The organism is Stenotrophomonas sp. (genome assembly GCF_050737575.1).
GTDB lineage: Bacteria > Pseudomonadota > Gammaproteobacteria > Xanthomonadales > Xanthomonadaceae > Stenotrophomonas.
In genome coordinates, this window is the sequence record NZ_JBOHXW010000004.1 from 120,992 (window position 1) to 140,309 (window position 19,318).

Below are 19,318 nucleotides of genomic sequence, written 5' to 3' on the forward strand. Positions count from 1 at the left end.
CTTGTGATTTGGGGGCAATTGCCGCTTTTGCCAGTCCGTGACACCTGCGCCGGTCTGTAGGCAGGTCATTGTTCAGGCTCGGGTTTTACCGTAGGGGGTGACTTGACCCGGCCGGAGGTCTGCCGTTAAAATCCCGCTCCTGTCCGCTCTCGATGGCGGGCACGGCGACCACAATAACTACAGAGGAAGTCTGGTCATGTACGCAGTACTGGTAACTGGCGGTAAGCAATACCGCGTCGCGCAGGGTGAAACCCTTCGCGTTGAAAAGCTCGACGTCGAAGCCGGCAGCGAGATCAAGTTTGACAACATCCTGATGCTCGGCGATTCCGACGGCATCAAGCTGGGCGACGCGCTGAAGGGCGCTTCGGTCACCGCAACGGTTGTGTCCCATGGCCGTGCTGACAAGGTCCGGATCATCAAGTTCCGTCGCCGTAAGCACCACATGAAGCGTCAGGGTCACCGTCAGTACTACACCGAAATTCAAATCACCGGCATCGCCGGCTAAGCACAGGAGAATCCGTCATGGCACATAAAAAGGGCGTAGGCTCCTCGCGCAACGGTCGCGATTCCAACCCGAAGTACTTGGGCGTCAAGATCTTCGGTGGCCAGGCCATCGAAGCTGGCAACATCATCGTGCGTCAGCGCGGCACCCAGTTCCACCCGGGCGCAGGCGTTGGCCTCGGCCGCGATCACACCCTGTTCGCGCTGCTCGATGGCAAGGTTGAGTTCTCGGTGAAGGGCGCCAACAAGCGTCGCACCGTGAGCGTTGTTACGGAAGGTTGATTCCGTACACGCAGGTGCCCACGCCCAGCGTGGGTAGCTGACGAAAACCCCGCTTAGGCGGGGTTTTTCGTTGGCGACAGAATTAAATCGGCGGTTTCCGTCGTTGTTTTCCCTGGCACGGTCGGGGCAGTTAGACTTTGCGGTCGGGCAGTTCGCCTGCCGCCATCAGTGGGCAACCAGAATCATGAAACTTGTAGACGAAGCGGAGATCCAGGTCACCGCTGGCAACGGCGGTAACGGCTGCATCGGCTTTCGCCGAGAGAAGTTCATCCCGCTGGGTGGCCCGGACGGCGGCGACGGCGGCGATGGCGGCAGCGTGTGGATCCGCGCCGACGCAAACCTGAATACATTGGTCGACTTCCGCCATGACCGCATTTTCAATGCGCAGCGTGGCGAGAACGGCATGGGCCGTCAGGCCTATGGCAAGGGCGGCGAAGACCTGATCATCACCGTGCCGGTCGGCACCGTGGTAATCAACGTCGCCACCGATGAGGTCATTGGCGACATGACGGTTCATGGCGATCGCCTGCTGGTGGCCAAGGGTGGCAAGGGCGGCCTGGGCAACATGCACTTCAAGAGCTCCACCAACCGCGCGCCGCGTCAGGCGCTGCCGGGCGAGGAGGGCGAAGAGCGCCTGCTCAAGCTGGAGTTGAAGCTGCTGGCTGACGTCGGCCTGCTGGGTTTCCCGAATGCTGGCAAGAGCACCTTGATTCGTGCGGTCTCGGCGGCGACGCCGAAGGTGGCGGATTACCCGTTCACCACGTTGTATCCGAACCTGGGTGTGGTGAAGGTTGAGAATTACCGCAGCTTCGTGATCGCTGACATTCCCGGCCTGATCGAAGGTGCTGCCGACGGTGCTGGCCTGGGTGCGCAGTTCCTGCGCCACCTGCAGCGCACGCGTTTGCTGTTGCACCTCGTGGACATCTCGCCGATGGAAGGTGGTGTGGAGGGCATTTCGCCGATTGAGCAGGTGCGTGCCATCGAGCGCGAGCTGGGCAAGCACGATCCGGAATTGCTGAAGAAGCCGCGCTGGCTGGTGCTCAACAAGGCTGACCTGATGTTCGAGGACGAAGCCAAGGTTGCGGCCGAGCAGGTGATCAAGGAGCTGGGCTGGAAGGAGCCGTGGTACCTGGTGTCGGCGTTGGGTCGTGAAGGCACCTGGCCGATCATGAAGGACATCATGGCCTTCTTTGATCAGCAGAAGATTCTTGAAGCGGAAGAGCGTCACGCGCTCGGCGAATAAGGTTTTCGCTGGCGGTTGATGTCTATGGAAAACCCGGCCAAGGCCGGGTTTTTTTGTTCAGGCTTCAGGCTTTGGTTTTGCTTCGGGCTTCGGGCTTTGGGCTTTGGCTTTGGATTTGGATTTGGATTTTGATTTTGAGCCCCTCTCCCGCTTGCGGGAGAGGGGTTGGGGTGAGGGCGCTAAAGAGCCAGTAAAGCTAAAAGCTCCCCTCATCCGCCCTTCGGGCACCTTCTCCCGCAGGCGGGAGAAGGGAAAGTCAGGGCCCAAGTCTGAGCCCGGGCCAAAGCCAAAGCCCAAAAGCCAAAAGCCAAAAGCCAAAAGCCAAAAGCCAAAAGCCCTTTCCGTTCCTGGATGTCTTCTTCCGCGAGCGGAAGAGGCGCATCTCGCTTCCCTGGCAATCGCCCAACAAAAAACCCGACACTAGGTCGGGCTTTTCATGTCGCGAGCCTTGCGGCTCCCGCTGAACGCGCGAATCAAGCAGCCTTGATGGCCTTGATGCGAGCGGTCAGGCGGCTCTTGTGGCGCGCAGCCTTGTTCTTGTGAATCAGGCCACGGGCGCTGAAACGATCGAGAATCGGCTGGGCGACAGCGAAGGCTGCCTCGGCGCCGGCGGCGTCGTTGGCATCCAGAGCCTTGATCACCTTCTTGACGGCGGTGCGCAGCATCGAACGCTGAGCCGTGTTGCGCGCGTTGCGCACAACGGTCTGCTTGGCGCGCTTCTTGGCGGACTTGATATTGGCCACGGTGGTGGTTTCCTGAAAATCGGTGTGGTGGGAACAGCAAGCACGCAAGTATGATGGCAGACCAAATGAACGTCAAGTCGAGTTGTCAAGGGGAATATAAGTGAGTTCACCGCGCATGCTGCGGGGGCTGCTGTCGTTCAGCAGCATGACAATGATTTCCCGGGTGTTGGGGCTGGTTCGTGACCAGGTCATCACCACCACCTTTGGCAGCAATGCGATCACGGATGCGTTCTGGGTGGCGTTCCGTGTCCCCAACTTCCTGCGCCGTCTGTTCGCAGAGGGTTCGTTCGCGACCGCGTTCGTGCCGGTGTTCACGGAGGTGAAGGAGACCCGCCCGCACGCGGATCTGCGCGAATTGATGGCGCGCATCTCCGGCACGCTGGGCGGTGTGCTGCTGCTGGTGACGGCGCTGGCGCTGATCTTTGCGCCGCAGCTGGCCTCGCTGTTTGCCAGCGCGCCTGCAGCGGACCCCGGCAAGCAGGGGTTGTTGGTCGATCTGTTCAGGCTGACCTTCCCGTTCCTGCTGTTCGTCTCGCTGACCGCACTGGCCGGTGGTGCGCTGAACAGCTTCCAGAAGTTCGCGATGCCGGCGCTGACGCCGGTGATCCTCAATCTCTGCATGATTGCCGGCGCACTGTGGCTGGCGCCGCGCCTGGGTGGGACACCCGAAAAGCAGATCCTGGCGTTGGGTTGGGCGGTGCTGGCTGCCGGCCTGCTGCAGTTGCTGTTCCAGTTGCCCGCGCTGAAGGGCATCAATCTGCTGACGTTGCCGCGCTGGGGCTGGAATCACCCGGATGTGCGCAAGGTGCTGACCTTGATGGTGCCGACTCTGTTCGGTTCGTCGGTGGCGCAGATCAACCTGCTGCTGGATACGGTGATTGCCGCGAACCTCACCGATGGCTCGCAGTCCTGGCTGTCGCTGGCCGACCGGTTTTTGGAGCTGCCGCTGGGCGTATTCGGCGTGGCGCTGGGAACGGTGATTCTGCCGGCGTTGGCGCGGCATCACGTCAAGACCGATGGCGAAGGATTTTCCAATGCGCTGGACTGGGGGCTGCGCACGACGCTGCTGATCGCAGTGCCGGCCATGCTGGGCCTGCTGCTGTTGGCTGAGCCGTTGATCGCCACGTTGTTCCAGTACAAGAAGTTCACGGCGTTCGATACCCAGATGACCGCGCTGGCGGTCTATGGCCTGAGCTTCGGCCTGCCGGCGTTTGCGCTGCTGAAAGTGCTGCTGCCGGCGTTCTATTCGCGCCAGGACACGCGCACGCCGGTGCGTGCCGGTCTGGTTGCACTGGTGGCCAACATGGTCTTCAACTTCGCCTTGCTGGCGGTGCTGTACCACGTGATGGTGCCGGAGTCGCTCAAGGCGCAGGGTGTGATGGTGGCGCTGTCCAAGCAGCCGGGCCTGCATCTGGCGCTGGGTATTGCGAGCGCCCTGTCCAGTTATCTGAACCTGGGCTTGCTCTGGTACTGGCTGGGCAAGACCGGCGTCTACCAGCGTCGGCCGGGCTGGAGCGCCTACATGGTGCGGTTGGCGCTGGCCTGTGTGGTGATGGTGGCCGTGCTGGCGGCGCTGCTGTACTGGTTGCCGGGCTTCACCGGGATGGACAAGTGGCACCGGATCGGCAGCCTGGCGCTGTTGGTTGGCAGCGGTGGCCTGGCCTATCTGCTGGCGATGGTGGCCATGGGTTTCCGCCCCCGCGACCTGCGCGGGCATTGAGGCGACCGCTATACTTCCGGGCTACACACGACAGAACCGGCCCGTATGGCCGGATCCGGATGGAATGAGCAGGCTTTTTAGAGACGTCGAAGGCGGGGTGTTGTTCCCGCAGGGAAGCGTGGTCTGCATCGGTGCTTTCGACGGCCTGCATCTGGGCCACCGGGCGCTGGTGCGCCACGCGGTTGAGCGCGCCCGCGCGCTTGGGGTTCCGGTGGTAGCGCTGGCATTTGAGCCGCTGCCGCGCGAGTTCTTTGCCAAGGACAACCCGCCGCCACGCTTGATGTTGGCCCGCGACAAGGTCGCCACTTTGCGTGAGCTGGGCGTGGACAGCGTTGGCCTGCTGCGTTTTGACGGCAAGATGGCCGCGACCAGTGCCGAGGATTTCGTGCGCGACATGCTGGTTCGCCGGCTGGGCGCGCGCGAAGTCTGGATCGGCCCCAAGTTCCACTTCGGCAACCGCCGTGGCGGCGATATCGCGCTGCTGCGGGCCATGGGCGCGGAGTTGGGCTTTGTGGCTGGCGAGATCGAGCCGGTGCACCTGAATGGCGAACGCATTTCCAGCACCCGCATTCGCGAGTTGCTGCTGGAGGGCAACTTCGCCCATGCCGGTGACCTGCTGGGGCGGCCGTATGCCATTGGTGGCCGCGTAGTGCGTGGTCAGCAACTGGGGCGCACCCTGGGTTTCCCGACCGCCAACTTGCGTTTTCCTAAAACACCCGCACTTTCTGGTATCTACGCGACGTGGGTGCACGGGGTTTTCGAGCAGCCATGGCCGTCGGTGTCCAGCTTTGGTACGCGCCCAACCGTGCAGGGCGTGGAGCCGCTGCTGGAGGCGCATCTGTTCGATTTCCAGGGCGACCTTTACGGCCGTCATATCGAAGTCGAATTTGTCGCCAAGCTGCGCGATGAAGAAAAGTTCAACGATCTACCTGCATTGACCGAGCAGATGCACCGCGACGCCGAACAGGCGCGCCGCATCCTTGGCGAGCATGCGAGACCCTCGCAACAGGCCGCACCTTTGTGTGCGGACTCCTCAACAGAAGCCGCACAACGGTAAATGCCCGTGACCCAAGACTACAAAGCCACTCTCCACCTGCCGGCAACGGAATTCCCGATGCGCGGCGATCTGCCCAAGCGTGAGCCGGGCATCCTGGCGCATTGGGAAGAGCAGGGCATTTACGCGCAGCTTCGCGAGAACGCGAAGGGCCGCCCGCTGTTCGTGCTGCACGACGGCCCGCCCTATGCCAACGGCCAGATCCACCTGGGCCATGCGGTCAACAAAATCCTCAAGGACATCATCGTCAAGTCGCGTTACCTCGACGGCTTCGATGCGCCTTACGTGCCGGGTTGGGATTGCCACGGCCTGCCGATCGAGATCGCGGTTGAGAAGAAGTGGGGCAAGGTCGGTGTCAAGCTGGATGCCGAGCAGTTCCGCCAGAAGTGTCGTGAATATGCCGAAGAGCAGATCGACATCCAGCGACGCGATTTCAAGCGCCTGGGTGTGATTGGCGATTGGGAGAACCCGTACAAGACGCTGAGCTTCGACTTCGAGGCCAATGAAATCCGCGCGCTGGCCAAGGTCGTCGCCAACGGTCACCTGGTGCGTGGCGCCAAGCCGGTGCATTGGTGCTTCGATTGCGGCTCGGCCCTGGCCGAAGCGGAAATCGAGTATCAGGACAAGACCTCGCCGGCCATCGACGTGGCCTATGCCGCGCGCGATTCCAAGGCGCTGGCCGCCAGCTTCGGCGTGACGCTGCCCGCCGGTGTGGAAGTGGCGGTGCCGATCTGGACCACCACGCCGTGGACGCTGCCGGCCTCGCTGGCGGTGTCGCTGGGTGCGGAGATCGAGTACGCGCTGGTTGAAGGTCCGGCCCACAACGGTCAGCCGCGCTGGCTGGTGCTGGCGTCGGCGTTGGCTGAGCGTTCGCTGTCGCGCTACGGCGTGAATGCCGTGGTCGTGCATGGCCATGCCAAGGGTTCGGCGCTGGAAAACCAGCTGCTGGCGCACCCGTTCTATGCCAACCGCGACATCCCGCTGCTCAACGGCGACCACGTTTCCGATGCCGACGGTACCGGTGCGGTGCATACCGCGCCTGGCCACGGTCAGGAGGATTTCGCGGTCAGCCAGCAGTACGGGCTGATGGACAACTACAACGCCGGACAGATCAATCCGGTCGACGGCCGTGGCGTGTACCTGGCGTCAACGCCGGCTGCCGGCGATGTGGAACTGGCGGGCCAGCATCTGTGGAAAGCACAGCCGCTGATCGTCGATGTGCTGCGTGCTTCCGGTGCGCTGCTGGCCTTCTTTGAAATCCAGCACAGCTACCCGCATTGCTGGCGTCACCGCACGCCGGTGGTGTTCCGCGCGACGCCGCAGTGGTTCATCTCGATGGACAAAGCCAACCTGCGCAATGACGCAATGGCGGCCATCGAAAACGTAGGCTGGTTCCCGAGCTGGGGCAAGGCGCGTATCGGCAGCATGGTGGATGGCCGCCCGGATTGGTGCATCAGCCGTCAGCGCACCTGGGGTGTGCCGATTGCACTGTTCACGCATCGCGAAACCGGCGAGCCGCATCCGCGCAGCGTCGAGTTGATGCAGCAGGTAGCCGACCGCGTGGAGCAGGGCGGCATCGACGTCTGGTATTCGCTGGACGCTGCCGAACTGCTGGGCGATGAAGCCGCGCAGTACGAAAAAGTCACCGACATTCTCGATGTGTGGTTCGACTCCGGCGTCACCCATGAAGGCGTGCTGCTTGCGCGTGGTTTCGGCAAGCCGGCTGACCTGTATCTGGAAGGTTCGGATCAGCATCGCGGCTGGTTCCAGTCCTCGCTGCTGACCGGCGTGGCCATCGACAAGGTGGCGCCATACAAGCAGTGCCTGACCCACGGTTTCACCGTGGACGAGCACGGCCGCAAGATGTCCAAGTCGCTGGGCAACGGCATCGAGCCGCAGGACATCATGAACAAGCTGGGCGCGGACATCCTGCGCCTGTGGATTGCCTCGGCCGACTACAGCAATGAAATGTCGCTGTCGCAGGAGATCCTCAAGCGCAATGCTGACGCCTATCGCCGTCTGCGCAACACCGCGCGCTTCCTGCTGGGTAATCTGGATGGTTTCGATCCGGACCAGCACCTGCTGCCGCTGCAGGACATGGTCGCGCTGGATGCGTGGATCGTGCACCGCGCGTTCGAGCTGCAGGAAAAAATCAAGGCGGCCTACGCCAACTACAACATGGCCGAGATCGTGCAGTTGCTGCTGAACTTCTGCAGCGTCGATCTGGGTTCGTTGTATCTGGATGTGACCAAGGATCGTCTGTACACGATGCGCGAAGATTCGCGCGGCCGTCGTTCGGCGCAGAGCGCGATGTTCCACATCGCCGAAGCGTTCGTGCGCTGGGTGGCGCCGATCCTGACCTTCACCGCCGAAGAACTGTGGGGCTACCTGCCGGGCAAGCGTGCCGACAACGTGCTGTTCACCACCTGGTACGAAGGTTTGGCCCCGCTGCCGGCCGATGCACAGCTCAATGCGGCTGATTTCGAGCAGCTGTTGGCGCTGCGTGAGCAGGTGTCCAAGGTGCTGGAGCCGATGCGTGCCAATGGTGCTATCGGTGCGGCGCTGGAAGCGGAGATCACCGTCGCTGCGAACGAAGAGCAGGCCGCACGCTGGCAGCCACTGGCCGAGGAAATGCGCTTCCTGTTCATCAGTGGCGATGTGAGCGTGCGACCGGCGACCACCGACGAGGTGTTTGTCAGCGCGCAGCCGACCGAGAAGTCCAAGTGCGTGCGTTGCTGGCATTACCGCGCCGATGTGGGCTCGGTGGCAGCGCATCCGGAACTGTGTGGTCGCTGCGTGACCAATATTGACGGCGCTGGCGAAGAACGTCGCTGGTTCTGACGAGCAGTATCCGTGAGTGGTGGGGAACGAGGAGTGGCAACACCTTCGTTCCCGTTCACTCTGTCGCGGCTTAGTACAGGCGTATTTCATGCAAGAAAAATCAGCTAAACCCAATGCCTTGATCTGGCTGCTGCTGTCGGTGGTGGTGATTGGCCTGGACCAGTGGAGCAAGGCGTGGGTGCTGGCGAGCCTGCCCGAGTTCACCCCGGTGCCGGTGATTGATGGTTTCTGGAACTGGTACCGCACCTACAACACCGGCGCGGCGTTCAGCTTCCTCAGCGACGCGGGCGGCTGGCAGCTGTGGTTCTTCACCGCTCTGGCGGTGGCGATCAGCGGCTTGATGGCCTACTGGCTGTCGCAGACCACGCGTGCGAATTGGCGCGCCGCGCTGCCGTACGCGCTGGTGATCGGCGGGGCCATCGGCAACGTCATCGACCGTCAAGTGCACGGTCACGTGGTGGACTTCATCCAGTGGTATGTGGGTGACCATTTCTGGCCGTCGTTCAACCTGGCCGACGCGGCCATTGTCGCCGGTGCCATCGGCATCGCGGTGTTTGGCCTGTTTGACGGCAAGTCCGGCAAAAAGGCCGGATAATCCCTTTACCTGTTTCTGCATGACCGGCTGAGGCCGGCTGGACTGCCTGACTGATGGACGTACTGCTCGCCAATCCCCGTGGTTTCTGCGCCGGTGTCGACCGCGCCATCGAGATCGTCAAACGTGCGATCGAGACGCTGGGCGCGCCGATCTACGTGCGCCATGAAGTGGTGCATAACCGTTTCGTGGTCGATGACCTGAAAGCGCGCGGTGCCATCTTTGTCGAAGAACTGGACGAAGTACCGGACGGCAATACGGTCATCTTCAGCGCACATGGCGTCTCGCAGGCGGTGCGCGTCGAAGCGGATCGCCGTGGTCTGAAAGTGTTCGACGCGACCTGCCCGCTGGTGACCAAGGTGCATCTGGAAGTGGCGCGCCACTGCCGTGCTGGCCGCGACGTGGTGCTGATCGGCCATGAGGGTCACCCGGAAGTGGAAGGCACGATGGGTCAGTGGAGCCGCGAGAAGGGCAAGGGCCACATCTATCTGGTCGAAAGCGTGGAAGACGTGGCCGCGCTGCAGGTCAGTCAGCCCGAAAACTTCGCCTACACCACCCAGACCACGCTGTCGGTGGATGACACGCGCGCGGTGATTCAGGCGCTGCGTGAACACTTCCCGATGGTGCAGGGCCCGAAGAACGACGACATCTGCTACGCGACGCAGAACCGCCAGGACGCCGTACGCGACCTCGCACAGCGTTGCGACCTGGTGTTGGTGGTCGGTTCGCCGAACAGCTCAAATTCCAATCGTTTGGCCGAACTGGCCAGCCGTGAAGGCGTGGAGTCGTATCTGATCGACGGCGCCCACGAAATCAAACCCGAATGGGTGGTTGGCAAGCAGCACATCGGCCTCACCGCTGGTGCCTCCGCACCGCAGGTGCTGGTGGATGGCGTCATCGCGCGTCTGCGCGAGCTGGGCGCCGACGGCCTGTCGGAATTGGATGGCGAGCCCGAGTCGATGGTGTTCGCGCTGCCCAAGGAATTGCGCCTGACGCTGGTGGACTGAGCGGTCAGTCCAAGCTACATGGGGATGACTTTTGAGCGGGGCCATTACGACGATGTTGAGGTGGATGGCGCCGCTGATGGCACCATCTGTGCGTTCATTCAGGCAGCCAGATGACGATTCCGCGCGAAGTGCATTGACCTTCCGGTTCTGACTCGCCTACAATTCGCGGCTCGCCGGAATAGCTCAGTTGGTAGAGCGGCGCATTCGTAATGCGTAGGTCGTAGGTTCGATTCCTATTTCCGGCACCAGTAACAGAAAGCCGACTGCTTGCAGTCGGCTTTCTGCTTTTCCGGGCGCGAGAATGCGCGCGCAGTGCGACAACATGTCGCACGCTGGAAGGCGGCTTTACTGCGCGAAATCATTGTCAATGCCTATCTTAAGTGTTGCGTGAAGGCCTAAAATTGCGCTGCTGAGATTCGGCACCCCCTGCACGCGTTCCCCCGGTGGCAACCTCCGGGCGGGCGTCCGCGTTAGCGCGCATGGGCGGCCGGGTCAGGTACTCCCTCGCAATTGGATCGACCGATGATTCCGTTGAAAACCCTTGGGCGCATGCTGCGCCCGGGCCTTATTGTCGCTATGGCCGTCATGATGACGGGCTGCGACTGGGCCTTGTTTGACCCCAAAGGCCAGATCGCCCGGGACGAACTCACGCTGCTGATCACCTGCACGGTGCTGATGCTGCTGGTCGTCATCCCGGTGATCGTGATGACACTGCTGTTCGCGTGGCGTTATCGCGCATCCAACACCAAGGCCCGTTATGAACCCAACTGGTCGCACTCCACCGCCATTGAAGTGGTGGTCTGGTCGATCCCGTGCATGATCATTCTGGTGCTGGCAGTGCTGACCTGGCGCTCCTCGCACGCCCTTGATCCGTACAAGCCGTTGGTATCCGATGCCAAGCCGGTGCAGATCGAAGCGATCTCGCTGGATTGGAAGTGGCTGTTCGTCTACCCGGAAGAGAACATCGCCGTGGTCAACGAGCTGACCTTCCCGGTCGATACGCCGCTGAACTTCAAGCTCACTGCCGATACGGTGATGAATGCGTTCTTCATTCCGCATCTGGGCAGCATGATCTACTCGATGGCCGGCATGGAAACCAAGCTGCATCTGATCGCCAACGAAGCAGGCAGCTATGAAGGCCTTTCGTCGCATTACAGCGGCGCCGGCTTCAGCAAGATGCACTTCATGGCGCATGCAGTGAGCAATGACGAGTACCAGGCGTGGTTGGCCAAGGTGCGCGGCGATGCGAAGGTGCTGGACCAGAAGTCCTTTGCCGAACTGGCTGCCGAGAGGAACCACGACTATTACCCGGTGACCTACTACGGCAGCACCGAGGCCGGTCTGTTCGACGCGATCATGGCCAAGCACATGGGCGAGAGCAAACACTTCGGCATGAAGCACGACAAGGCGATGTCGCACGAGGCCATGGGCCACGGTGCGAAGCAAGCCGAGCCGATGAATCACGAAGCGATGGACCATGAGGCCATGAACCACGAGGCCATGGGTCACGAAGGTCATGACGCCGCTACCGCTCCTGCCGCCGCCGAGGCCGCTGGCCACGACGGTCACAATGCAAACGAGCCAGCCGAAGCCGCACATGCCGGCCACGGCCCCTCGGGAGAATGACGATGCTTGGAAAACTCTCTCTTGATTCACTGCCGCACGATCCGATCGTGCTCACCACGCTGATCGGCGCGATGCTCGGTGGTCTGGCCATTGTTGCGGCCATCACCAAGTTCAAGCTGTGGGGCTACCTGTGGAAAGAGTGGTTCACCTCGGTGGACCACAAGAAGATCGGCGCGATGTACCTGATCGTGGCGTTCGTGATGCTGCTGCGCGGCTTCTCCGACGCGATCATGATGCGTGCCCAGCAGGCGCTCGCCGCCGGTGGTGCGGAAGGCTATCTGCCGCCGCATCACTACGATCAGATCTTCACCGCGCACGGCGTGATCATGATCTTCTTCGTGGCCATGCCGCTGATCACCGGTTTGATGAACCTGGTGGTGCCGCTGCAGATCGGCGCACGCGACGTTGCCTATCCGTTCCTGAACTCACTGAGCTTCTGGCTGTTTGTCGCAGGCGCAGGCCTGATGATGATCTCGCTGTGGATCGGTGAATTCGCCGCGACCGGCTGGCTGGCGTTCCCGCCGTTGTCCGGGTTGGAGTACAGCCCAAGCGTCGGTATGGATTACTACATCTGGGCGCTGCAGGTTGCAGGCCTGGGCACCACGCTGAGCGGCATCAACTTCTTCATCACCATCCTCAAGATGCGTACCCCGGGTATGCCGCTGATGAAGATGCCGGTGTTCAGCTGGACCGCACTGGTCACCAACGTGCTGATCATCGCCGCCTTCCCGGTGCTGACGATCACCCTGGTGCTGCTGACCCTGGACCGTTACCTGGGCACGCATTTCTTCACCAACGACGGTGGCGGCAACGCCATGCTGTACATCAACCTGATCTGGATCTGGGGTCACCCGGAAGTCTATATTCTGGTGCTGCCGGCGTTTGGCGTGTTCTCTGAAGTCATCGCCACGTTCTCGCGCAAGACGCTGTTCGGCTACAAGGGCATGGTCTATGCCACCTGTGCGATCGGTGTGCTGTCGTTCCTGGTGTGGCTGCACCACTTCTTCACCATGGGCTCGGGTGCCAACGTCAATGCCTTCTTCGGCATCACGACGATGATCATCTCGATCCCGACCGGCGTGAAGATCTTCAACTGGTTGTTCACGATGTACCGCGGCCGCGTGCACTTCACCTCGCCGGTGTTGTGGACGATCGGCTTCATGGTCACCTTCACCATCGGCGGCATGACCGGCGTGATGTTGGCGATCCCGGCCATCGACTTCGTGTTGCATAACTCGCTGTTCCTGATTGCACACTTCCACAACGTCATCATCGGCGGCGTGGTGTTCGGCATGTTTGCCGGTATCACCTACTGGTGGCCGAAGATGTTCGGCTTCAAGCTGGATGAAACCTGGGGCAAGCGCGCGTTCTGGGGCTGGTTCATCGGCTTCTATGTGGCCTTCATGCCGCTGTATGCACTGGGTTTCATGGGCGCAACGCGTCGCCTGCAGAGCTACCCGAACATGGAATACCAGCCGTTCTTCATCGTTGCCGCCATCGGTGCTGCGATCATCGCCCTGGGCATCCTGTGCCAGGTGATCCAGATCGCCGTGTCGATCCGCGACCGCAAGAAGAATGCCGACCTGACCGGCGATCCGTGGGATGCCCGTACCCTGGAGTGGGAAACCGCTTCTCCGGTGCAGTTCTACAACTTCGCCGTCCTGCCGAAGGGCGAGGAACTGGACGACTTCTGGCAGCGCAAGCAGCGTGGCGAAGCCTGGGTCAAGCCGGCCAAGTACAGCGACATCCACATGCCGCGCAACACCGGTACCGGTGTTGTCATCGGCGCCTTCAGCCTGGTGCTGGGTTTTGCGATGGTCTGGCACATGTGGGTGTTCGCCCTCATTGGCCTGGCCGGCATGATCGGTACCTTCATCTACCGTACCTTTGACAAGGACGTGGATTACTGGGTGCCGGCGGCTGAAGTGGAACGTATCGAAAACGAACACCGCAAGCACCTGGTTGCCCAGGGCCTGGTGAAGACCGAGGTGAAGGCATGAGCAGCAACGCCCACACGATGACCCACGGGTCGGCCCACGCGGCCGACCATGGGGACGATCATCACGAGCATCACGACGCCGGCGAGAACACCGTCTTCGGCTTCTGGGTGTACCTGATGAGCGATCTGCTCATCTTCGCCACCCTGTTCGTCACCTACGTGGTGCTGTCCGGCGGCACCAACGGTGGCCCGGCGGCGAAGGACTTGTTTGACCTGTCCTTCGTGGCATGGGAAACCGCGCTGCTGCTGGTGTCCTCGCTGACCTTCGGCCTGGGCATGATTGCCCTGCACCAGTCCAAGAAGGGCCTGATGTTCTTCTGGCTGGCCGTTACCTGGTTGCTGGGTGCCGGCTTCATGGCGATGGAAATCTGGGAGTTCAACCACCTGATCCATCAGGGGCACGGCCCGGACAAGAGTGCCTTCCTGTCGGCGTTCTTCGCCCTGGTCGGTACCCACGGTCTGCACGTCAGCGCCGGCATGTTGTGGTTGCTGGTGATGCTTATCCAGCTGAAGAACGACGGCCTGACTCCGCGCAACAAGACCCGCATGGCGTGCCTGAGCCTGTTCTGGCACTTCCTGGATCTGGTCTGGATTGGCGTGTTCTCTGTCGTCTACCTGTCGGGAGCTATGTAATGTCCGCACATGACAATCATGCACACGGTGCCGGTGGCGAGAGCCACGGCAGCGTCAAGTCTTACCTGGTTGGCTTTGTGCTGGCAGCGGTGCTCACCATCATCCCGTTCTGGGTGGTGATGAGCGGCGGTCTGTCCAGCTTTGCCACCGGTGCGGTGATCGTGGTCGCCGGTATCCTGCAGTTGCTGGTGCACCTGGTGTTCTTCCTGCACCTGGATCGCTCCTCGGCACAGCGCTGGAACGTCAGCGCCGGCCTGTTCACCCTGGTGGTGATCGGCATCATCGTGCTGGGCACGCTGTGGGTCATGTGGAACATGAACTACCACATGATGGGCTGAGCGATCAGTTCGTCACCGCAGTAGAAAGAGGCCGCCGCAAGGTGGCCTTTTTCGTGGGCATCCGTGAGTCGGTGTCGAAGAGGGCGTAAGCGCTGACCGGGTGATGCCGGTGCGTCCAAGTGGGCGACGCTTTGCCGGCCCGACGGAACGGTGCTGTTTGCGGATTCGCGGCTGTCTCACTCCGGCTCACTCCCTGCCGCTCTTTGCTACCCTGTCCGTCTTTCGGACTAGTCCCCGGTATTCCTATGGTGTGGTTGCGTGTCGCTCTGCTTCTGCCGCTGATTGCCCTCAACACGGTGGTGCATTGCCTGCCGCTGTTCGTCGTGGCACTGGTCAAGGCGGTGCTGCCGTTCCAGGCGGTGCGCCGGGCCTGCAATCCGCTGCTGACCGGTTTGGCGGAAAGCTGGATCGGCGTGAACAGCGGCATGATCCGGCTGTTTACCCGCACCCGTTTCGATGTCCGTGGGCTGGAAGGTCTGGATCGCGATGGCCACTATCTGGTGCTGGCCAATCACCAGAGTTGGGTGGACATTCTGGTGCTGCAGAAAGTGTTCAACCGCCGCATCCCGCTGCTGCGCTTCTTCTTGAAGCGCTCGCTGTTCTGGGTGCCAATGTTGGGACTGGCGTGGTGGGCCTTGGATTTCCCGTTCATGGGCCGCTATACGCGCAAGCAGATCGTCAAGAACCCCGAGTTGGGGCGCCGTGATATGGAAGTCACCCGCAAGGCCTGCGAGAAGTTCAGCAGCATGCCGGTGGCGGTGATGAATTTTGTCGAGGGCACGCGCTTCACCCAGGAAAAACATGACGGTCAGAGTTCGCCGTTCAAGTACCTGCTCAAGCCCAAGTCCGGCGGTGTGGCGTTTGTGCTCGATGCGATGGGCAAGGGCTTGCATGCATTGCTGGACGTGACCATCGTCTACCCGAAGGGCATCCCGTCGATGATCGATCTGATGGCCAACCGTCTGCCTGAAGTGAAGGTGCTGGTGCGCAAGCTGCCGATTCCTGCTGAATTGATGGGCGGCAACTATCAGGATGACCGCAGCTATCGTGCGCAGTTCCAGCAATGGATGAACAGCATGTGGTTGCAGAAGGACGCCGACATCGCAGCGATGCTGGAAGGCAAAGCCTGAGGTTTGCCGCAGCGGTGAAACAACAAAGGCCCCGAATGGGGCCTTTGTGTTTTTCAGCCTGGCGCGGGTCAACGGTAAACGCGTTCGCAACGGGTTTCGACGGCGCGCTGGCCGTTACGTTCCTGGTTGCGGCCCTGCACATTGCGGCCGACCATGCCACCGGCCACGGCACCTGCGGCAGTGGCGAGCTTGCGGCCGTTGCCCTTGCCGACCTGGTTGCCGAGCAGGCCGCCGATCACCGCGCCGGTGGCGGTGCCGGCAATGCGGTTCTGGTCGCGGGCGTTGTTGACCACTTCAACCTTGCGGCATTCCACGCGGCTGCCGTCATTGAAGCGGCGGCCTTCATCGCGCGGGCCGTAGGTTTGGGCCTGGGCACTGGCGGCGAACAGCATTCCCAGTCCGACAAGCGTAGTCGCAAGTTTGGTGTGGAAAGTGCGCATGATCTGCTCCTTGTGCGTGTTGATGTCGTGGACCTGGAGTCTCACGCAACAAGCCTGCGTGCGTGCGGCAAAACATGAAGTGAAAGTGGGGTTGGCGAGTTGAAGTGCGGTTCATCTGCGCGGGCCGCTGCAGCTGAATGTGTCGGTGGCTTGGGTGTAGAGTGCGCGCCTGACCGTCATCTTCAACGAGGTATTGCATGAACACTGTTGCCGCTTTCTATCCGGTGGGTACGCCGGGCCAGCCGTGGGGTGCGCCGGAGCGTGCGCAGTGGTTGGAACGCCAGGTGGTGCAGCGCAGTCATGCCGATGAAGTGGTCGCCAGGATTGATGCACTGCGTGCGCGTTTTGACGTGTCGCAGTATGGCGAACTGGACTATCCGAGTGGCCGCTATCCGTTGTTGGCGGTGCGTAGCCGCAACTGGAACGACAGCTTGCCGGTGATGCTGGTCACTGGCGGCGTGCATGGTTATGAAACCAGTGGCGTGCAGGGCGCGCTGCAGTTCATCGACCAACATGCGGCCGATTATGCGGGCAAGTGCAATCTGCTGGTCGTGCCTTGCGTCAGCCCGTGGGGCTATGAGCGCGTGCAGCGCTGGAATGCATTGGCGTTGGACCCGAACCGCTCGTTCGTGACCAACAGCCCTGCGCCGGAATCGGCCGCGTTGATGGCGCTGGTAGCACCGTTGAAGGGCCAGATCGTGATGCATATTGATCTTCATGAAACCACCGACACGGATGAGACCGAATTCCGCCCGGCGCTTGCTGCGCGCGATGGCAAGCCGTTCGAGCCGGGTGAAATTCCGGACGGTTTCTATCTGGTGGACGATAGCGAGAACCGGCAGCGGGCGTTTCAACAGGCGGTCAATGCCGAGGTGGCCAAGGTCACGCATATCGCACCGGCAGATTCGCGCGGCGAGATCATCGGTTCGCCGGTGGTGGCACCGGGCGTAATTGAATACCCGCTCACGGCACTGGGGCTGTGTGCCAGCGTCAGTGGCGCGCGTTATACCACCACCACCGAGGTGTACCCGGACAGCCCGAGTGCGACGTCGGAGCAGTGTAATGATGCGCAGGTAGCAGCGATTATTGGCGCGCTGGAGTTTGCGTTGAGTAATGGCTGAGGGTGATTGTTGATTGGTTGAGGCGCAAAAGCGGAACAGCGCCCCCAACTTCACACCACCACCGCACGCCCGCATGTGAGCATCACCGCATGAAACGACGATTGATGATGTTCCTGATCCTGGCGGTGGCCAGCATGAATGCATGGGCCGGTGAGGCACCGGAGTACGATCGCCCCGGCATCGGCTTTTCTACCAGCACGGTGGGGAAGGGGGTCTTCGTCTGGGAGCAGGGCTTGCCGGATGGCAGTCGCGACCGCAGCGATGGCATCACCACTACCGCATGGACGGCCGATACGCTGCTGCGTCTGGGCTTGTCTGAAACCATCGAAGTCCAGTTCGGTGCCGACACCTGGAGTGGCCTGCGCGTGCGCGGTGCGGGTATCGATGCGCGCGACACGGGTGGCGGTGATGGCAGCATCGCGGTGAAGTGGGCGCCGGCAATGCGGGGCGATCAGCTCTCGCTGGCGTTTAAAGGCGGTGCAACGCTGCCGTGGGGCCGCGCACCGTTGGGTGATGGCGGCAATGACTACGATCTTGGCGTTACCGCTGCCTGGGCATTGCCCGGCGATACCAGTCTGGCGTTGTATGCGGATCGGCAATGGGGCGACAGCGGCAGTGGTTGGTTGTTCTCACCCAGCTATGGGTTTCCGCTGGGCGAGAACGTGTCGGCCTATGTCGAAGGCGGTTATGGCACCGGCGCGCAGTACATGCGTGCGGCCGGTGCCGGCATGACCTGGATGGCCACGCCGCGCCTGCAGCTGGATGCGTCGTTCCTGCGTGGTCTGGATGATGAAACCATCGACTGGCAAGGCGGCGTGGGTATGGCGTTGTACTTCGATTGAATCGATTGCTCAGCGGTTGACCACTGGGCCATACACGCCGCTGTAACCAGCGCCACAGTTGCTGGTGCAGTCGCTGTTGAGCATGTTGCGCACGATCACACCGGCGTTGTTCTTCGAGCGGAAGTGGCCGACGCCATTGCTGGTGTCACCGCCGCCGAAGTTGTACGGACCGCCATCGCTCCAGTCCCAGTCGAAGCTGTAGGCACTGCTGCCTGCGCCGACATCCACCTGTGCGTAGACATTGGCCGCGCTGTTGAACAGCGCGCCGTCGCTGCAGCCGCTGCTGTAGCTGGTGGTGAAGCAATGCACCTGATCGCGCAGGCCGGCGGTGATCGTATAGAAGCGGATGCCGGTGTACGTCGCCGGGAAGCTGCGCAGGCTGCCGCTGCCACTGCCGGTCCAGCGGTTGTAGCCGTAGTAGGCCACGCCGGTGCTCGGGTACAGGCCGAATGTGTAGTAGTCATATGGGAAGACATAGGCCTCGGCATTGCAGGTGGTCGCCAAGGTCGATTGATAGCCGGTGCTGCGACAGGTCTGCAGTCCGCGCAGCCCGCCGGCAATGTTGACGAAGCGGCGCACGCTGCTCTGATTGCCGTGGTACTTGATCATCGCCAGCGCCATCGTTGAACCCAGCGAATGTGTCACCAGATCCACCTGGCTTTTGCCGGTGTACGCCTTCACCTTGTCGATGAAGGTTTTGAGGACTTGATAGCGGGACGGCGAGTGGTAGTTGTACTGAGGCGCCGCGCGTTCGCTGGCGCTGAGGTAGGTGATACCGAACAGCTCGCAATCGTTGTAGCCGGCGGCTTTGAGTTCGGCATAGATCGAGCGCGGCGGTGTGGTGTAACCGCTGACCGCGCCCGCCGGCATGTCGAAGCTGATGGCGCTGTCGCCGTTGCCGGGGATGAATACCACCGGTGTTTTCGTTGCGATGCAGCTGCCACCACCAAAGCCGCCCTGACCGACGCCCGGGTTGAAACCGCCGGCATATTGATTGGCGGTGCCGGCGCAGGTGTAGCCATTGTTGCTGCCGCAATCCAGCGCGCTGGCGTTGCCCGGTGCCAACAGCGCGGCGGCGAGGGTCAGCGGCGCGGCGACGGTGCCGAGCAGCCACGACGCGATGACGGGAAGGGATCGGGTGATCGACATGCGGCAGCTCCGGTTGGGTGACCCTGTTGGATCACCCCAGCATCGGGCTGCAGGTAG

18 protein-coding genes and 1 tRNA gene are annotated in these 19,318 nt (G+C 61.9%); 16 read left to right on the forward strand and 3 right to left on the reverse strand.

The window, feature by feature from the left end:
* Positions 1–196: 196 nt before the first annotated feature.
* The 3 genes from rplU (at position 197) to obgE (ending at position 2,026) form a co-directional block, all read left to right on the forward strand.
* Positions 197–505, forward strand: a complete 309-nt coding sequence (gene rplU, locus ACREP4_RS09065; protein WP_431595860.1) for a 50S ribosomal protein L21 — start codon at positions 197–199, stop codon at positions 503–505.
* Positions 506–522: 17 nt separating this feature from the next.
* Positions 523–783 carry a 50S ribosomal protein L27 gene (gene rpmA, locus ACREP4_RS09070; protein ID WP_431595861.1) on the forward strand — a complete coding sequence of 87 codons (261 nt, stop codon included), beginning with the start codon at positions 523–525 and terminating at the stop codon, positions 781–783.
* Between the two features lie 184 nt (positions 784–967).
* The gene (gene obgE / locus ACREP4_RS09075; protein WP_431595862.1) at positions 968–2,026 is read left to right on the forward strand and encodes a GTPase ObgE; all 1,059 of its coding nucleotides are present in this window, start codon (positions 968–970) and stop codon (positions 2,024–2,026) included.
* Positions 2,027–2,499: 473 nt separating this feature from the next.
* Here the strand turns inward: obgE and rpsT are convergent, their stop codons facing one another.
* Positions 2,500–2,769 carry a 30S ribosomal protein S20 gene (gene rpsT, locus ACREP4_RS09080; RefSeq protein ID WP_057629708.1) on the reverse strand — a complete coding sequence of 90 codons (270 nt, stop codon included), beginning with the start codon at positions 2,767–2,769 and terminating at the stop codon, positions 2,500–2,502.
* A 115-nt stretch (positions 2,770–2,884) separates the two neighbouring features.
* Between rpsT and murJ the strand changes: the two genes are divergently transcribed.
* From murJ to ACREP4_RS09135, 11 genes are all read left to right on the forward strand, one after another.
* Positions 2,885–4,489 carry a murein biosynthesis integral membrane protein MurJ gene (gene murJ / locus ACREP4_RS09085; RefSeq protein ID WP_431596152.1) on the forward strand — a complete coding sequence of 535 codons (1,605 nt, stop codon included), beginning with the start codon at positions 2,885–2,887 and terminating at the stop codon, positions 4,487–4,489.
* A gap of 64 nt (positions 4,490–4,553) precedes the next feature.
* The gene (locus ACREP4_RS09090) at positions 4,554–5,546 is read left to right on the forward strand and encodes a bifunctional riboflavin kinase/FAD synthetase (RefSeq protein WP_431595863.1); all 993 of its coding nucleotides are present in this window, start codon (positions 4,554–4,556) and stop codon (positions 5,544–5,546) included.
* Positions 5,547–5,552: 6 nt separating this feature from the next.
* Positions 5,553–8,384: an isoleucine--tRNA ligase gene (gene ileS, locus ACREP4_RS09095; protein ID WP_431595864.1), complete on the forward strand. Its 2,832-nt coding sequence runs from the start codon at positions 5,553–5,555 to the stop codon at positions 8,382–8,384.
* A gap of 88 nt (positions 8,385–8,472) precedes the next feature.
* A complete protein-coding gene (gene lspA, locus ACREP4_RS09100; RefSeq protein WP_431595865.1) occupies positions 8,473–8,979 on the forward strand; it encodes a signal peptidase II in 507 nt (168 codons plus the stop codon).
* A 53-nt stretch (positions 8,980–9,032) separates the two neighbouring features.
* Entirely contained in the window at positions 9,033–9,983 is a 951-nt protein-coding gene (ispH, locus tag ACREP4_RS09105; RefSeq protein ID WP_431595866.1) for a 4-hydroxy-3-methylbut-2-enyl diphosphate reductase, read from the forward strand.
* Positions 9,984–10,155: 172 nt separating this feature from the next.
* Positions 10,156–10,231 (forward strand) — tRNA-Thr (locus ACREP4_RS09110).
* A gap of 274 nt (positions 10,232–10,505) precedes the next feature.
* Positions 10,506–11,609 (forward strand): ubiquinol oxidase subunit II, encoded by a 1,104-nt coding sequence (cyoA, locus tag ACREP4_RS09115; protein ID WP_431595867.1) that lies wholly within the window; start codon positions 10,506–10,508, stop codon positions 11,607–11,609.
* Positions 11,610–11,611: 2 nt separating this feature from the next.
* Positions 11,612–13,609 (forward strand): cytochrome o ubiquinol oxidase subunit I, encoded by a 1,998-nt coding sequence (gene cyoB, locus ACREP4_RS09120; RefSeq protein WP_431595868.1) that lies wholly within the window; start codon positions 11,612–11,614, stop codon positions 13,607–13,609.
* Positions 13,610–13,626: 17 nt separating this feature from the next.
* Complete coding sequence (gene cyoC / locus ACREP4_RS09125) at positions 13,627–14,241, forward strand: cytochrome o ubiquinol oxidase subunit III (RefSeq protein ID WP_431596153.1); 615 nt, start codon at positions 13,627–13,629, stop codon at positions 14,239–14,241.
* The gene (cyoD, locus tag ACREP4_RS09130; protein WP_431595869.1) at positions 14,241–14,579 is read left to right on the forward strand and encodes a cytochrome o ubiquinol oxidase subunit IV; all 339 of its coding nucleotides are present in this window, start codon (positions 14,241–14,243) and stop codon (positions 14,577–14,579) included. Before cyoC ends, cyoD begins: the two co-directional genes overlap by 1 nt.
* Before the next feature lie 245 nt (positions 14,580–14,824).
* Positions 14,825–15,709, forward strand: a complete 885-nt coding sequence (locus ACREP4_RS09135; RefSeq protein WP_431595870.1) for an acyltransferase — start codon at positions 14,825–14,827, stop codon at positions 15,707–15,709.
* A gap of 68 nt (positions 15,710–15,777) precedes the next feature.
* Here the strand turns inward: ACREP4_RS09135 and ACREP4_RS09140 are convergent, their stop codons facing one another.
* Positions 15,778–16,149, reverse strand: coding sequence for a glycine zipper 2TM domain-containing protein (locus ACREP4_RS09140; RefSeq protein WP_431595871.1), 372 nt, complete (start codon positions 16,147–16,149; stop codon positions 15,778–15,780).
* 197 nt (positions 16,150–16,346) lie between these two features.
* Here ACREP4_RS09140 and ACREP4_RS09145 point away from each other — a divergent pair, with 197 nt between their 5' ends.
* Positions 16,347–17,270 carry a M14 family metallopeptidase gene (locus ACREP4_RS09145; RefSeq protein ID WP_431595872.1) on the forward strand — a complete coding sequence of 308 codons (924 nt, stop codon included), beginning with the start codon at positions 16,347–16,349 and terminating at the stop codon, positions 17,268–17,270.
* An 89-nt stretch (positions 17,271–17,359) separates the two neighbouring features.
* Positions 17,360–18,112 (forward strand): transporter, encoded by a 753-nt coding sequence (locus tag ACREP4_RS09150; RefSeq protein WP_431595873.1) that lies wholly within the window; start codon positions 17,360–17,362, stop codon positions 18,110–18,112.
* Positions 18,113–18,121: 9 nt separating this feature from the next.
* Here the strand turns inward: ACREP4_RS09150 and phaZ7 are convergent, their stop codons facing one another.
* Positions 18,122–19,261 carry an extracellular native short-chain-length polyhydroxyalkanoate depolymerase PhaZ7 gene (gene phaZ7 / locus ACREP4_RS09155; protein WP_431595874.1) on the reverse strand — a complete coding sequence of 380 codons (1,140 nt, stop codon included), beginning with the start codon at positions 19,259–19,261 and terminating at the stop codon, positions 18,122–18,124.
* Between the last annotated feature and the right edge of the window lie 57 nt (positions 19,262–19,318).

Excerpts from the sequence above, each read along its gene's own strand:
- rplU (WP_431595860.1), top strand. The coding sequence starts at position 197 with ATGTACGCAGTACTGGTAACTGGCGGTAAGCAATACCGCGTCGCGCAG.
- rpmA (WP_431595861.1), top strand. The coding sequence starts at position 523 with ATGGCACATAAAAAGGGCGTAGGCTCCTCGCGCAACGGTCGCGATTCC.
- obgE (WP_431595862.1), top strand. The coding sequence starts at position 968 with ATGAAACTTGTAGACGAAGCGGAGATCCAGGTCACCGCTGGCAACGGC.
- murJ (WP_431596152.1), top strand. The coding sequence starts at position 2,885 with ATGCTGCGGGGGCTGCTGTCGTTCAGCAGCATGACAATGATTTCCCGG.
- ACREP4_RS09090 (WP_431595863.1), top strand. The coding sequence starts at position 4,554 with ATGAGCAGGCTTTTTAGAGACGTCGAAGGCGGGGTGTTGTTCCCGCAG.
- lspA (WP_431595865.1), top strand. The coding sequence starts at position 8,473 with ATGCAAGAAAAATCAGCTAAACCCAATGCCTTGATCTGGCTGCTGCTG.
- ispH (WP_431595866.1), top strand. The coding sequence starts at position 9,033 with ATGGACGTACTGCTCGCCAATCCCCGTGGTTTCTGCGCCGGTGTCGAC.
- cyoA (WP_431595867.1), top strand. The coding sequence starts at position 10,506 with ATGATTCCGTTGAAAACCCTTGGGCGCATGCTGCGCCCGGGCCTTATT.
- cyoB (WP_431595868.1), top strand. The coding sequence starts at position 11,612 with ATGCTTGGAAAACTCTCTCTTGATTCACTGCCGCACGATCCGATCGTG.
- cyoC (WP_431596153.1), top strand. The coding sequence starts at position 13,627 with ATGACCCACGGGTCGGCCCACGCGGCCGACCATGGGGACGATCATCAC.
- cyoD (WP_431595869.1), top strand. The coding sequence starts at position 14,241 with ATGTCCGCACATGACAATCATGCACACGGTGCCGGTGGCGAGAGCCAC.
- ACREP4_RS09135 (WP_431595870.1), top strand. The coding sequence starts at position 14,825 with ATGGTGTGGTTGCGTGTCGCTCTGCTTCTGCCGCTGATTGCCCTCAAC.
- ACREP4_RS09140 (WP_431595871.1), bottom strand. The coding sequence starts at position 16,149 with ATGCGCACTTTCCACACCAAACTTGCGACTACGCTTGTCGGACTGGGA.
- ACREP4_RS09145 (WP_431595872.1), top strand. The coding sequence starts at position 16,347 with ATGAACACTGTTGCCGCTTTCTATCCGGTGGGTACGCCGGGCCAGCCG.
- ACREP4_RS09150 (WP_431595873.1), top strand. The coding sequence starts at position 17,360 with ATGAAACGACGATTGATGATGTTCCTGATCCTGGCGGTGGCCAGCATG.
- phaZ7 (WP_431595874.1), bottom strand. The coding sequence starts at position 19,261 with ATGTCGATCACCCGATCCCTTCCCGTCATCGCGTCGTGGCTGCTCGGC.